Raw genomic sequence first — 12456 nt, 5'->3', positions numbered from 1 at the left:
CAGGCCTTCTGAATAGTGGCGGAACGGACGGGACTCGAACCCGCGACCCCCTGCGTGACAGGCAGGTATTCTAACCGACTGAACTACCGCTCCGCGTTGTGTTCCTGTTAGGGAACGAGGCGCATATTACGGATTGCGCCTGGTGCCGTCAACGCTTTTTCCATCGTTTTGAATTGTTTGCTGCAAAAATCACCCGCGAGGTGATTTTCCCGTATTAACAAAACGATTTTACCCACGCCACAGGCAGCTTCCGCCCTTCTTCTGCACTAAATCGAGCCGTGATTCATGGGCCATTAGCTCCTCATCACTGGCTAAAACCACGCGCAAGCGGCTTGCCTGGCGAACAACACGCTGGATCTCCGCATCGCCTGTTTGCGTTTGCCCTTCGCCTTCCATCGAAAATTTCATCGATGTCTGGCCGCCGGTCATCATCAGATAGACATCAGCAAGGATTTGGGAGTCGAGTAATGCGCCGTGCAGCGTACGTTTGCTGTTATCTATTTCATAACGCGAGCAGAGCGCATCAAGGCTGTTGCGCTTGCCGGGGAACATTTTACGCGCCAGCGCCAGGCTGTCGGTGATTTTGCAAAACGTTTCGGTTTTTGGAATCCCACGGTTCAGCTTGCTGAACTCGTAATCCATAAAGCCGATATCAAACGACGCGTTGTGAATGACCAGTTCCGCACCGCGAATATACTCAATAAACTCATCGGCGATGTCGGCGAACGTCGGCTTATCAAGCAGGAATTCGTCGGCGATACCGTGAACGCCAAACGCTTCCGGATCCACCAGCCGGTCGGGCTTGAGATAAATATGGTAGTTATTACCGGTCAGGCGGCGGTTGATCACCTCCACCGCACCGATTTCAATAATCTTGTGCCCTTCATAGTGGGCACCAATCTGGTTCATACCAGTGGTTTCGGTATCGAGGACGATCTGTCGTGTAATTGCTGTGCTCATAGCGGCCATTTATGTCAGACTTGTCGTTTTAAACACAGGAAGTCTACCAGAGATGCTTAAACAGGTAGAAATTTTCACCGACGGATCTTGTCTTGGCAACCCAGGTCCGGGCGGTTACGGGGCGATTTTACGCTATCGCCAGCATGAAAGATTGTTTAGCGAAGGCTACCGTCTTACTACCAATAACCGTATGGAACTGATGGCGGCTATTGTGGCACTGGAAGCGTTAAAGGAGCATTGCGAAGTGGTGCTCAGTACCGACAGCCAGTATGTGCGCCAGGGGATCACGCAGTGGATCCACAACTGGAAAAAACGTGGCTGGAAAACAGCGGAAAAAAAACCGGTCAAGAATGTCGATCTCTGGAAGCGGCTCGATGCGGCGCTGAGCCAACATCAAATCCGCTGGGAATGGGTAAAAGGCCACGCAGGTCATCCGGAAAACGAACGCTGCGATGAACTGGCACGCGCCGCCGCGATGAACCCAACGCAGGAAGATGTGGGCTATCAGCTGGAAAGTTAAGACTGGCGGGTCGCGCCAACGGTCTGGCGAACGCGGGGCTTGCTGCGACTCTGCTTCATCGGATTGAGCGTCAACGGAATGGTGCGTTTGCGTGCGACGATGAGTTGCATACACCCCAGCGCCGGTAAATGCGTGCTAAGCAGTTTCCCGCCTTGTTTCGTCCAGGGAAGCACGCGAAAGCGACTATAATGTAACACCTCGAAATTGAGCAACGATAGCCAGTCAAACTGGCGCATCAGGGTGAACATCCGGCTTTTGACTGCAGGTGAGCGGCGCACAAAAGGGACTGTTTTGCAAAGCCCAAGCAGGCTAATCGGGTTAAAACCGCTCATCACCAGCCAGCCGTCGTCAATTAACACGCGATCCACTTCCTGCAATAACCGATGCGGATCGGTACACCATGGAAGCGTATGCGCCAGCAGGCAGGCATCCGCCGATTTCTCTGCAAACGGTAAATGCAGCGGATCGGCTCTGACCTGTGCCGGTTCGCCGCTGAGGGAAACATTGACCTGGTGGGAAATAGCGCAGCTTTCGGCATTGATTTCCGCGCTCAGATTGCCGATTTTAAGCAAATGAAAACCATACATTTTTGCAAACCACGGCTTAAGTTCTCCTTCCAGCGCTTCGCGGTAATACGCGCCTTTAGGTACATCGCTCCAGCTTGCAGGGGCGACCAATGTCTTAGGAGTCCTTGCCGGTTTCATCACAACCTTCCGCTACGCTTTGAGAGGTAATTTATGAATCTTAACAGTATTCCGGCGTTCCAGGATAACTACATCTGGGTGCTGAACAATGATGACGGCCGCTGCCTGATTGTCGATCCGGGCGAAGCCGCACCGGTATTACGCGCATTAGAAGAAAACCAGTGGCAACCGGAAGCTATCTTGCTCACTCACCATCACAACGACCACGTTGGCGGTGTGGAAGCGTTGCGTCAACATTTCCCTGATGTGGTGGTTTATGGTCCAGAGGAAACGCAAGATAAGGGAACCACACAGATCGTTAAAGAGGGGGATGTGATCTCCGTTTTGGGACATGATTTTTCCGTCTTTGCCACGCCAGGTCACACTTTAGGACATATCTGTTTCTTCAGTTCCCCTTATCTATTTTGCGGTGACACGCTATTTTCTGGTGGCTGCGGCAGATTGTTTGAAGGGACGGCAAGCCAGATGTATCAATCCTTTTGTAAGATTAATGCGCTTCCGGATGATACGGTGATTTGCTGCGCACACGAATATACTTTAGGGAATATGAAGTTTGCGATCAGCATCTTACCGCAGGATCCTGCACTTAACGAATATTATCGAAAAGTTAATGAGTTACGTGCGAAAAATCAAAAAACACTCCCCGTGATTCTGAAAAATGAACGGCGAATTAATTTATTTTTACGCACGGAAGATGCTGATTTGATTGATGTAATTAACCAAGAGGCAAAATTGCAACACCCAGAGGAGCGTTTCGCATGGTTAAGGTCAAAGAAAGATAACTTCTGATATTTCCGGGTTGCCTTTTAAAGACGACGCCGTTATCATCGCTCGTCTTTTAAGCAACTACTATTGACACACACATGAAGGCAAAAGCGATCTTATTCGCCTCTGTCTTGCTTGCTGGGTGCCAGGCGTCTAACCATGACGGTACGGTACAACAGCATGCACAGAGCCTTTCTGCAGCTGGTCAAGGGGAAGCAGGGAAGTTTACTAGTCAGGCGCGGTGGATGGACGATGGAACATTCGCCGCCCAGAATAACAGTGACTTGTGGACCTCCATTAGCGACGAGCTAAAGATGGGAATTCCGGAAAATACCCGGATTCGCGAACAAAAACTCAAGTATTTAAGCAATAAGAGCTATCTCCACGATGTAACTTTACGGGCAGAGCCGTATATGTACTGGATAGCAGGGCAAGTTAAAAAACGTAACATGCCCATGGAACTGGTACTACTACCCATAGTGGAGAGCGCTTTTGACCCACACGCGACGTCTGGCGCCAATGCCGCAGGCATTTGGCAGATCATACCGAGCACCGGGCGAAATTATGGTTTAAAGCAGACTCGCAGCTACGATGCGCGTCGTGACATTGTGGCCTCTACCACGGCCGCGCTTGACATGATGCAGCGTCTTAACCGCATGTTTGACGGCGACTGGTTACTGACAGTCGCTGCTTATAACAGTGGTGAAGGTCGCGTGTTGAAGGCGATGAAAGCCAATAAATCGCGGGGTAAGCCCACCGATTTCTGGTCGCTTTCACTGCCGCAGGAAACCAAAATTTACGTGCCTAAAATGCTGGCTTTGAGCGATATTCTCAAAAACAGTAAGCGTTATGGCGTGAGTCTGCCAACACCAGACGAAAGCCGTGCGCTGGCGCGAGTCAGACTGAGCAGCCCGGTTGAGGTCGATCAGTTGGCTGAAATGGCCGGGATTTCGGTGAACAAACTGAAAACGTTTAACGCAGGCGTTAAAGGTTCGACGTTAGGTTCAGCGGGTCCGCAGTACGTGATGGTGCCGAAGAAACACGCCGATCAACTGCGTGAATCGCTGGCATCCGGCGAAATCGCCGCCGTACAGCCGACCCAGCTTGCGGATGATACCCCGCTGCCAGGCCGGAGTTACAAGGTTCGCTCAGGCGATACGCTTTCCGCCATCGCGGCGCGTCTCGGCGTGAGCGCAAAGGACATCCAGCAGTGGAATAACCTGCGCGGTTCGAACCTGAAAGTAGGCCAGAGTCTGACGGTAGGCGCAGGTAGCAGCGCGCAGCGTCTCGCCAGCAACAGCGATAGCATTACCTATCGCGTACGCAAAGGTGATTCGTTATCGAGTATTGCGAAACGTCACGGCGTGAATATCCAGGATGTCATGCGCTGGAATAACGATACCGATAATCTGCAGCCAGGCGATCAGCTGACACTGTTTGTTAAGAACAGCGCCACACCGGACTCCTGATACAAACCAATAAAAAAGCACCGTTTCCCCGCGGTGCTTTTTTTTGCCCGTTTGTCACCCCTCAAGCCGGTTTGCCTGGGGTAAACTCCACCAGCAACGGGTTGTGATCCGATGCGCGCGTCACCAGCACCGACGCTTCCTGCACATTCAAACCACGATAGAAAACAAAATCCAGCGGACGACCAAAGGCGCGGCGGCGATTGTCATCGGTGAAACGAACCTGTCGCAACGACATATCGCGCGTAAAGCGATAGAGCGCATTCATGCGCGGTCGGCTCCAGGCGTTGAAATCCCCCGCCATAATAACAGGCCCGGCGTGGCGCATAATCTGATCGCCGATCGGCAGCAACTGCTTGCTGTAGACGTCCACGCCCAGGCTGAAATTCACCGCATGGACATTCACCACCATCAGGTTACGTAAATCAGGCAGTGGGTACACCGTGACCAGTGCTGATTTCGCCAGCCGCAAAATCGGTTCCCGCTCACGCAGCGGGCAGCAATAGACAGGATGAGCGGACGAAAGCGTCATGACGCCAGAGGGATGTTGCGGCAGCACAAACGCGGGAACCTGATCGGCAGCAAGATAGTTAGTGGTCGCAAACCTGACCAGTTCCGGTGTGGTTTGCGCTTCCTGTAACAGCACGAGATGCGCGTCTTTGCCAAAACTCTGCAGCACTGATAACCATTCGGCGCGCTGCTGCTTAAAGATATTCCATACCAGCACACGGATTTTTTCGTCGCTGCTTAAAGGCACACCCGCAGGCAACGCTTTGCCGATGCTCGCGAAGGATCCCGGCGGCAAAATTCGCTCCGCTGGCTGTCCGGCAACATATCGCATGGCGTAGGTATTCTTTGGCACTTTCGGCTTCAAACCTCATTGATTTCCACACCCGGTTCCCGGGCGGTCATTCAGTTATAGGGATTTTAGCGCACACTTTCAACGCACAATCGGCAGAAAAAACACCGGTTATGGTTAGTGAGCGCTTATTAATGCCGCCAGCGCCGCACGTGCGTGGCATCGCAGGCTTCAACATGGTTAAATAGCTTATGGATGAATAATATCGTTGCAGTGTTGCTACAGAGGCAATAATGAAAACCACCTCAGAAGAACTCGCGATTTTTGTCGCTGTTGTCGAAAGCGGCAGCTTCAGCCGGGCAGCGGAACGCCTGGGCCAGGCGAACTCGGCAATCAGCCGTGCAGTTAAAAAACTGGAGAACAAGCTGGGCGTAAATTTGCTTAATCGCACCACGCGCCAGCTCAGTTTAACCGAAGAAGGCGAACGCTATTTCCGCCGCGTGCAAAGCGTATTGCAGGAGATGGCGGCCGCAGAAACAGAGGTGATGGAAACGAAATCCACGCCGCGCGGCACGCTGCGCATTGATGCGGCAACGCCGGTCGTACTGCATTTCCTGATGCCGCTGATTAAACCGTTTCGTGAACGCTACCCGGAAATCAACCTTTCTCTGGTCTCAAGCGAAACATTTATCAATTTGATTGAGCGTAAGGTGGATGTGGCTATCCGCGTGGGGAAACTGACTGACTCCAGCCTGCGCGCCCGTCCGCTGTTCAAGAGCTATCGAAAAATTATCGCCTCACCGGATTACATCGCTCGCCATGGCAAGCCTGAAACCGTCGAAGAGTTGCGTAATCATGTGTTACTCGGGTTTACCGAACCGGTCTCCCTTAACACCTGGCCGATTGCTTCTGCCGATGGTCAACCGTTTGAAGCGACGCCGGATATCTCCTCAAATAGCGGAGAAACGCTTAAACATTTGTGTCTGAGCGGCAACGGTATCGCCAGTTTATCGGACTATATGATTGATAAAGAGCTGGCAAGTGGGGAACTGGTGGATTTGCTGGCGGATAAGCGCCTGCCGGTAGAGATGCCTTTTAGTGCGGTCTATTACAGCGACCGGGCGGTAAGCACGCGTATTCGCGCCTTTATTGATTTTATCAGCGAACATCTGTCGCAATAGCAACAACGGGAGCATTACGCTCCCGTTGAATTCTCGATTAATCCCACTTCGGCGCCAGGCCTTCCGGGCTGACCAGACGGTCATTGCAATCAAGCTTCGCGATTTCCGCTTTATCTTCCGCATCCAGTTTCAGCGACTGTGCCAGCAGGTTGCTTGCCAGGTTCTCACGCTTGGTCGAAGACGGGATAACCGCATAACCTTCGCTCATAGCCCATGCCAGGATTACCTGCGCCGGTGTGGCGTTATGTTTCTGTGCGATACGCCCAATCACTTCGTCTTTCAGCGCCTTACCGTAGGCCAGCGTCATGTAAGAGGTGATATGGATACCGTGCTGTTTCGCCCAGTCAACGACTTTGCGGTTTTGCAGATACGGCGACAATTCAATCTGGTTAGTGGCGATATTTTCTGCGCCCACAGCGGCAATGGCCTGCTCCATCAGTGGAATGGTGAAGTTAGACACACCAATCTGGCGGGTCAGCCCCTGCGCTTTTGCCTTCATCAGCTCTTGCATAGAGACATCAACTGCCACAGCTGCGCCCGGAGACGGCCAGTGGATCAGGGTCAGATCAACATAATCCGTGCCTAATTTTTTCAGGCTCTCTTTAAGGCTAGGGATCAGCTTGTCTGCGCCCAGGTTTTCGGTCCAGATTTTGGTGGTGATAAACAGCTCTTCACGCGCAACGCCGCTCTGAGCCAGCGCTTCGCCAATGGCAGCTTCGTTACCGTAGATCTGCGCGGTATCAATCACGCGGTAGCCCAGCTCCAGGGCATTTTTCACAGAAGCGATAACCGCTTCGTCAGTTAAACGGAAGGTACCAAGACCGAATGCAGGGATAGCCATAAGAATTCCTCTTTCTGATTTCGTAATGTTTCGTTGCGCTGATTATTCCCCGCTTCAGTAAGGGGAAAAAGAGGCGAAAACGCAGAGGTTTTTTGCCAGAGAAGCAAAAGTGAGGAATTCAGCGCGCAAAGATAGTGACTTGCATTTTGAAAGTCACTATGTCACCGTGAGCGCAGAATCTACTCAGTAACCGGGTCAGACCATGAAAAATGAACCGCTTTGCAACGCCCCCTGCCCTATTGCCCGGAGCTTAGGCCGCATAGGTGACAGCTGGAGCATAATCATCCTGCGTGACGCTTTTGCCGGTTTCACACGTTTTGATGAGTTCCAGAAAAGCGCCAATGTTGCTCCCAACATTCTCTCACGTCGTCTGAAAGAGTTGGTTGATGACGGGCTGCTGGAAAAAGTGAGCTACAGCACAACACCGCCACGCTATGAATATCACCTCACGGCTCTCGGGCGTGATTTTCGCCCGGTGATCCTCGCCCTGGTGGAATGGGGAAACCGTCACTTCTCGCCAGAAGGCGCGCAAATAGAGTTAGTCGAGCGTGAAACACAGCGCCCGGTTGAGACCATCCTCATTGATAAAGCGACTGGCGAACCCATCACTCCGGAGAAATATGCCCTGGTGCCCGGCCCTGCGGCTGCACCGGTTATCCAGTACCGCCACGATTATTTGCAACGTAAACGCGCGGGCGATAACACGCAAAAATTCGCCCCACTTCACCCTGTGAGCCGCGATGATGACGCTCAGTAAAAAGAAAAAGGCACTCACTCTGATGCTGTTAGCCGCAGCGCTATTAGCCGTTGCGGGTTACGGCGCGTACTGGTGGCAAAGCGGGCGATTTATACAGTCGACCGACGATGCCTACGTGGGTGGCGATATCAGCGCCATCTCCAGTAAAGTGTCCGGTTATGTCCAACAGATTGCCGTTCAGGACAATATGCTGGTCAAAAAAGGCGACCTTTTAGTCCGCCTTGATGACCGGGATTACCAGGCTGCACTGGCGAAAGCCGTCGGTGAAGTCGCCGCGCAGCAGGCGGCGCTGGCTGATATCGCCGCGACGCGCCAGTTGCAACTGGCGACCATTGAAGGCGCAACAGCATCGCTGGCTGCGGCCAAAGCGGTGAGTGATAAGTCAGCCAATGACAACCGCCGTTACGGCGCGCTGGTGATGTCCAGTGCCGTTTCTGCGCAGGTGCGGGAAAATGCGGCTGCGGATTATCGCCAGGCACGTGCGCAGGAGAGCAAAGCGCAGGCGGATAACGCTGTTGCCATGCGCCAGCTGGCTGTACTTGATGCACGGGAAAAACAGACGCAAGCCGCACTGCAGCAAGCTCAGGCGAATCTTGAAATCGCGAAATTAAACCTGAGTTATACCGAGATCCGCGCCCCGTTCGATGGCGTGACAGGGAATCGTCGGGCCTGGTCCGGCTCCTTCGTTGTCGGCGGCACACAGCTGCTTTCACTGGTTCCCGCAGAAGGCTTGTGGGTCGACGCTAATTTCAAAGAGAGCCAGCTAGCTCATATGCGCCCAGGGCAACGCGCGACTATTGTGGCGGATGTCATGCCGGGTCGAACGTTCTACGGCCATGTTCTCAGCGTTTCCCCGGCAACCGGTTCACGATTTAGTCTTCTCCCGGCAGAAAATGCCACCGGAAATTTCACCAAGATTGTCCAGCGCGTGCCCGTGCGTATCGCGCTGGAGGGCGAAGCGGCAAAACTCGGCCTATTGCGCCCAGGGTTTTCTGTCATCGTTACCGTTGACGAAAAGAGCGCGCAATGAGCAGCACCGATGCTGTGCCGCTGCAACCGGGCGTTTCAATGCCGGTGAGTCAGAAAGTGTTTGCCTTCGCGACGATGTGTGTAGGCATGTTTATCGCCCTGATTGATATCCAGATTGTGTCGGCCTCGCTACGTGATATCGGTGGGGGGCTTTCTGCCGGTGATGATGAAACAGTATGGGTACAAACCAGCTATTTGATCGCCGAAATCATCATTATTCCTCTCTCCGGCTGGCTGGCGCGGGTGATGTCCACGCGCTGGCTGTTTGCCGCCTCCGCCGCCGGGTTTACGGTGATGAGTCTGCTCTGCGGCTGGGCGTGGAATATCCAAAGTATGATCGCTTTTCGCGCGTTACAAGGGCTGGCGGGCGGCTCGATGATCCCACTGGTTTTCACTACCGCCTTTGCTTTTTTCCAGGGAAAACAACGCGTCATCGCTGCTGCAACGATTGGCGGGCTGGCATCGCTGGCACCCACGCTCGGCCCAACAGTCGGTGGCTGGATAACCGAGAATTTCAGCTGGCACTGGCTGTTTTATATCAACATCGTACCGGGGATTTACATCACCCTCGCCGTGCCACTGCTGGTAAAAATTGATACGCCAAACCCGTCGCTATTACGCGGCGCGGACTATCTGAGCATCCTGCTGCTCGCGGTATCGCTGGGGTGTCTGGAATATACCCTCGAAGAAGGCCCACGTTGGGGCTGGTTTGATGACAACACCTTAGCGCTCACTGGCTGGGTGGCGTTGCTGTGCGGCGTCTTTTTTGTTGTTCGCACGTTACGCCATACGCAACCGGTGATGGATCTTCGTGCGCTTAAGGACAGAACGTTCGCGCTGGGCTGCTACTTCTCGTTTATGGCGGGGGTTGGCATTTTTGCTACGATCTATTTAACGCCCTTATTTCTTGGCACCGTGCGCGGCTTTAGCGCTCTGGAAATTGGTCTGGCGGTGTTTTCCACTGGGCTTTTCCAGGTGCTGTCGATCCCGTTCTATGCGTGGCTTGCGAATCGGGTCGATTTACGCTGGCTGCTGATGGCAGGGCTGCTCGGATTTGCGTTGTCGATGTACAGTTTTATTCCGCTCACCCATGAGTGGGGAGCGCAAGAACTTCTGTTACCGCAAGCATTTCGCGGCCTGGCGCAACAATTTGCGGTTGCCCCGACGGTCACGTTGACGCTTGGCAGCCTGCCGCCGACGCGGCTGAAGCTGGCATCAGGTCTGTTCAATTTGATGCGCAATCTGGGCGGCGCGATTGGCATCGCCCTGTGCGGCACCGTGATTAATGACCGCACCAATTTGCACTACAGCCGCCTCGCGGATCATCTCAATAACGCCTCTCTTTCCGTCACGGAATTCGTTCAGAGCAACGTCAGCAGATTGGTTAGTCAGGGAATTTCACCCGATATCGCCGGTAGTGCTGCGCTAAAGAATCTTTCGGCCATCACGTTGCGTGAGGCCCGGACACAAGCGTTTTCAGATGCTTTCTATCTGATCATGTTAGGTTTTTTAATCGCTGCGCTGCTGGTTCCCTTAATGAAAAAACCGCAAACGGCATGATATTTCAGGAGAAGTGATGATGAGCGTTTCAACAAAACGCATCGTGGTAACAGGTATGGGAATTGTCAGCCCGCTGGGTTGTGGTGTCGCGCATGTATGGCAATCGCTATTACAAGGTAAATCAGGGATTAGCCAGCTTGCAGATGAGGTTGTCGACGATATTCCCTGCAAAGTGGCAGGACAGGTTCCTTCTATTGAAGAGGATCCGCAATACGGTTTTGATCCTCTGGTGGCTATTCCAGCCAAAGAGCGCAAAAAAATGGATCGTTTCATTGAGTTTGCGCTGGTGGCAGCAAAAGAAGCGCTGACGCAGGCGAACTGGTTTCCACAGGATCAAGCAGAAAAAGATCGCACGGCCACAGTAATTGCGACCGGGATCGGTGGGTTTAACGAAATCGCCAATGCTGTGCGCACAACGGACGATCGCGGGCCACGTCGACTCTCCCCTTTTACCATCCCTTCTTTCCTCGCCAATCTTGCTGCCGGGCATGTTTCAATTGCGCATGGTTTTCGCGGACCGATTGGCGCACCGGTAACCGCCTGTGCCGCAGGAGCACAGGCAATCGGTGACGCCGCACGCATGATCCGCAGCGGTGAAGCGGATATTGCGCTGTGTGGTGGCAGTGAGGCAGCAATACACCGGGTGAGTCTTGCCGGTTTTGCGGCTGCACGAGCACTATCAAGCAGTTTTAACGACGATCCAACGACAGCATCGCGGCCATTTGATCGCGATCGTGATGGTTTTGTGATGGGTGAAGGTGCCGGATTGCTGGTTATCGAATCGCTGGAACATGCCCAGGCACGCGGTGCTACACCGCTGGCAGAACTGGTGGGATACGGAACCAGCGCGGATGCGTACCATCTGACGGCAGGCCCGGAAGATGGTAACGGTGCGCGTCGCGCCATGGAAGCAGCCATTCGCCAGGCAGATATTACCACCGCGGACATTCAGCATATTAATGCACATGCCACCTCAACACAGGTCGGAGATAAAGGAGAACTGGCGGCGATTAAGGGGCTTTTTGGTGAAACTCCGGTTGCAATTACCTCAACAAAATCCGCAACGGGACACTTGTTGGGCGCGGCAGGCGGTATAGAAGCTATTTTCACTATCCTGGCTTTACGTGATCAGGTTGTACCGCCAACGCTTAATTTGCATCACCCTGACGCCGAAGCTGAAGGATTGCATTTAGTTGCGCTGACTTCGCAGCCGCTGGAGATGCGTTATGCCTTATCAAATGGCTTTGGATTTGGTGGCGTTAACGCCAGCCTGCTGCTGAAACGCTGGGAGTGACATACGATGAAAGGGCGCGATTGCCCTTTTTATCGAAATAACAGGCGAAAAAAAACCGCATCTCGTTAGAGATGCGGCTCTTAAATGAGTGGCGGAACGGACGGGACTCGAACCCGCGACCCCCTGCGTGACAGGCAGGTATTCTAACCGACTGAACTACCGCTCCACCGAATTTCTTTACAACCACCGGTTTGTTGCCCCGGTTCACTGCTAATTTGATGCCTGGCAGTTCCCTACTCTCGCATGGGGAGACCCCACACTACCATCGGCGCTACGGCGTTTCACTTCTGAGTTCGGCATGGGGTCAGGTGGGACCACCGCGCTGTTGCCGCCAGGCAAATTCTTTGTGCTCTGTCCTGTGTCTTTTACACCGCTTCTGCGTTGGCTGCCTTCGCTCGCAACAGTCACATACTCCAGTATGCTCCTGTCGTCTCGTCTCAGTTGCCGCCTTGCTGCTGCGTAAAATCCTTCGGACTTAACATTAATCTGTATCAGGCTGAAAATCTTTCTCTCACGCCAAAACATCTTCGGCGTTGTAAGGTTAAGCCTCACGGTTCATTAGTACCGGTTAGCTCAACGC

12 protein-coding genes, 2 tRNA genes and 1 rRNA gene are annotated in these 12456 nt (G+C 53.3%); 8 read left to right on the top strand and 7 right to left on the bottom strand.

From position 1 onward, the window contains the following. Positions 1-16: 16 nt before the first annotated feature. Positions 17-93: transfer RNA gene (locus ACFX4U_RS10645), tRNA-Asp, on the bottom strand. Positions 94-228: 135 nt separating this feature from the next. Next, complete coding sequence (gene dnaQ, locus ACFX4U_RS10640; protein WP_249880808.1) at positions 229-960, bottom strand: DNA polymerase III subunit epsilon; 732 nt, start codon at positions 958-960, stop codon at positions 229-231. On the opposite strand from dnaQ, the gene rnhA reads away from it, so the two are divergent. Continuing rightward, on the top strand, positions 914-1480 hold the full coding sequence (gene rnhA, locus ACFX4U_RS10635) for a ribonuclease HI (RefSeq protein ID WP_305737049.1): 567 nt from the start codon (positions 914-916) through the stop codon (positions 1478-1480). The two genes, dnaQ and rnhA, sit on opposite strands and share 47 nt — an antisense overlap. Here the strand turns inward: rnhA and ACFX4U_RS10630 are convergent. Beyond that, positions 1477-2184 carry a class I SAM-dependent methyltransferase gene (locus tag ACFX4U_RS10630; RefSeq protein WP_313510593.1) on the bottom strand — a complete coding sequence of 236 codons (708 nt, stop codon included), beginning with the start codon at positions 2182-2184 and terminating at the stop codon, positions 1477-1479. The two genes, rnhA and ACFX4U_RS10630, sit on opposite strands and share 4 nt — an antisense overlap. A 33-nt stretch (positions 2185-2217) precedes the next feature. On the opposite strand from ACFX4U_RS10630, the gene gloB reads away from it, so the two are divergent. After that, positions 2218-2973: a hydroxyacylglutathione hydrolase gene (gene gloB / locus ACFX4U_RS10625; RefSeq protein WP_305737051.1), complete on the top strand. Its 756-nt coding sequence runs from the start codon at positions 2218-2220 to the stop codon at positions 2971-2973. Between the two features lie 74 nt (positions 2974-3047). Beyond that, positions 3048-4418, top strand: coding sequence for a murein transglycosylase D (gene mltD / locus ACFX4U_RS10620; RefSeq protein ID WP_313510591.1), 1371 nt, complete (start codon positions 3048-3050; stop codon positions 4416-4418). Positions 4419-4479: 61 nt separating this feature from the next. Here the strand turns inward: mltD and ACFX4U_RS10615 are convergent, their stop codons facing one another. Beyond that, entirely contained in the window at positions 4480-5277 is a 798-nt protein-coding gene (locus ACFX4U_RS10615; RefSeq protein ID WP_045513363.1) for an endonuclease/exonuclease/phosphatase family protein, read from the bottom strand. A 230-nt stretch (positions 5278-5507) separates the two neighbouring features. Here ACFX4U_RS10615 and yafC point away from each other — a divergent pair, with 230 nt between their 5' ends. Continuing rightward, complete coding sequence (gene yafC, locus ACFX4U_RS10610) at positions 5508-6395, top strand: DNA-binding transcriptional regulator YafC (RefSeq protein ID WP_313510589.1); 888 nt, start codon at positions 5508-5510, stop codon at positions 6393-6395. A 37-nt stretch (positions 6396-6432) separates the two neighbouring features. Here yafC and dkgB read toward each other — a convergent pair whose 3' ends face one another. Next, positions 6433-7236 carry a 2,5-didehydrogluconate reductase DkgB gene (dkgB, locus tag ACFX4U_RS10605; protein ID WP_305737054.1) on the bottom strand — a complete coding sequence of 268 codons (804 nt, stop codon included), beginning with the start codon at positions 7234-7236 and terminating at the stop codon, positions 6433-6435. A 202-nt stretch (positions 7237-7438) separates the two neighbouring features. Here dkgB and ACFX4U_RS10600 point away from each other — a divergent pair, with 202 nt between their 5' ends. Genes ACFX4U_RS10600 through fabF form a run of 4 tightly spaced genes read left to right on the top strand, consistent with a single transcriptional unit; the run spans position 7439 to position 11876 of the window. Beyond that, complete coding sequence (locus ACFX4U_RS10600) at positions 7439-7993, top strand: helix-turn-helix domain-containing protein (protein ID WP_305737055.1); 555 nt, start codon at positions 7439-7441, stop codon at positions 7991-7993. Next, positions 7980-9023, top strand: coding sequence for an HlyD family secretion protein (locus ACFX4U_RS10595; protein WP_305737646.1), 1044 nt, complete (start codon positions 7980-7982; stop codon positions 9021-9023). Before ACFX4U_RS10600 ends, ACFX4U_RS10595 begins: the two co-directional genes overlap by 14 nt. Continuing rightward, positions 9020-10582, top strand: a complete 1563-nt coding sequence (locus tag ACFX4U_RS10590) for a DHA2 family efflux MFS transporter permease subunit (protein ID WP_305737056.1) — start codon at positions 9020-9022, stop codon at positions 10580-10582. Before ACFX4U_RS10595 ends, ACFX4U_RS10590 begins: the two co-directional genes overlap by 4 nt. 19 nt (positions 10583-10601) lie before the next feature. Beyond that, complete coding sequence (fabF, locus tag ACFX4U_RS10585; RefSeq protein ID WP_313510600.1) at positions 10602-11876, top strand: beta-ketoacyl-ACP synthase II; 1275 nt, start codon at positions 10602-10604, stop codon at positions 11874-11876. A gap of 89 nt (positions 11877-11965) precedes the next feature. On the opposite strand, the gene ACFX4U_RS10580 is transcribed toward fabF, so the two are convergent. Then, positions 11966-12042, bottom strand: a tRNA-Asp gene (locus tag ACFX4U_RS10580). Positions 12043-12096: 54 nt separating this feature from the next. Further along, positions 12097-12212: ribosomal RNA gene (rrf, locus tag ACFX4U_RS10575) — 5S ribosomal RNA — on the bottom strand. Between the last annotated feature and the right edge of the window lie 244 nt (positions 12213-12456).

Source organism: Kosakonia sp. YIM B13588 (assembly GCF_042788165.1).
In the GTDB taxonomy this organism is placed as follows: domain Bacteria; phylum Pseudomonadota; class Gammaproteobacteria; order Enterobacterales; family Enterobacteriaceae; genus Kosakonia; species Kosakonia sacchari.
Note: the sequence above shows the minus strand (reverse complement) of the source record. Positions and strands in the feature narration are given on the sequence as shown.

Bases quoted from the DNA above. Each gene is read 5' to 3' on its own strand.
- dnaQ (WP_249880808.1), bottom strand. From the start codon at position 960: ATGAGCACAGCAATTACACGACAGATCGTCCTCGATACCGAAACCACT.
- yafC (WP_313510589.1), top strand. From the start codon at position 5,508: ATGAAAACCACCTCAGAAGAACTCGCGATTTTTGTCGCTGTTGTCGAA.
- ACFX4U_RS10595 (WP_305737646.1), top strand. From the start codon at position 7,980: ATGACGCTCAGTAAAAAGAAAAAGGCACTCACTCTGATGCTGTTAGCC.
- ACFX4U_RS10630 (WP_313510593.1), bottom strand. From the start codon at position 2,184: ATGAAACCGGCAAGGACTCCTAAGACATTGGTCGCCCCTGCAAGCTGG.
- ACFX4U_RS10600 (WP_305737055.1), top strand. From the start codon at position 7,439: ATGAAAAATGAACCGCTTTGCAACGCCCCCTGCCCTATTGCCCGGAGC.
- dkgB (WP_305737054.1), bottom strand. From the start codon at position 7,236: ATGGCTATCCCTGCATTCGGTCTTGGTACCTTCCGTTTAACTGACGAA.
- ACFX4U_RS10590 (WP_305737056.1), top strand. From the start codon at position 9,020: ATGAGCAGCACCGATGCTGTGCCGCTGCAACCGGGCGTTTCAATGCCG.
- mltD (WP_313510591.1), top strand. From the start codon at position 3,048: ATGAAGGCAAAAGCGATCTTATTCGCCTCTGTCTTGCTTGCTGGGTGC.
- fabF (WP_313510600.1), top strand. From the start codon at position 10,602: ATGAGCGTTTCAACAAAACGCATCGTGGTAACAGGTATGGGAATTGTC.
- gloB (WP_305737051.1), top strand. From the start codon at position 2,218: ATGAATCTTAACAGTATTCCGGCGTTCCAGGATAACTACATCTGGGTG.